The 443-nt window shown below is 47.2% G+C and carries 1 tRNA gene; it reads right to left on the bottom strand.

Features of this window, described 5'->3' with window-relative positions:
* Positions 1 to 137: 137 nt before the first annotated feature.
* A tRNA-Glu gene (locus AAHA39_RS20540) sits at positions 138 to 213 on the bottom strand.
* Between the last annotated feature and the right edge of the window lie 230 nt (positions 214 to 443).

Genomic DNA, 443 nt, shown 5'->3' with positions numbered 1-443 from the left:
TAACAAATGTTTGAGAACTACTTTTTAAATCAGCTTTCCAGATTGTTAAAGAGCATGTTTGCAACGGCTCAAGGCCGAAGAAAACAGAGTTAAGAATCAGTTTCTTAACTCTGCATTCTTGTTAGCAAGAAGAGAAGTGGCGTCCCCTAGGGGATTCGAACCCCTGTTACCGCCGTGAAAGGGCGGTGTCCTAGGCCTCTAGACGAAGGGGACCCAAAATCATCTTTGCGCTGCGTCAGCAGTGCAGATTTTGGGTAATGGCGAGTGCCGAGCCTGCGAGGCCGAGCGCCATTATTCACATCCCAAAACCCAATGATAGGGCTTCTCTCGTTTGGCGTTAGCCAAACAAGCACTGACGCTTTCGCATCAGGTCTTTGCTCTAACTACTTTGAATCAAGGCAATCTGTGTGAACACTCAACAACTTCGTCATCTTAAGGTAAGG

Source organism: Aeromonas sp. SE22 (genome assembly GCF_038739755.1).
In the GTDB taxonomy this organism is placed as follows: domain Bacteria; phylum Pseudomonadota; class Gammaproteobacteria; order Enterobacterales; family Aeromonadaceae; genus Aeromonas; species Aeromonas jandaei.
This window is presented reverse-complemented; position numbering and strand designations above follow the sequence as displayed.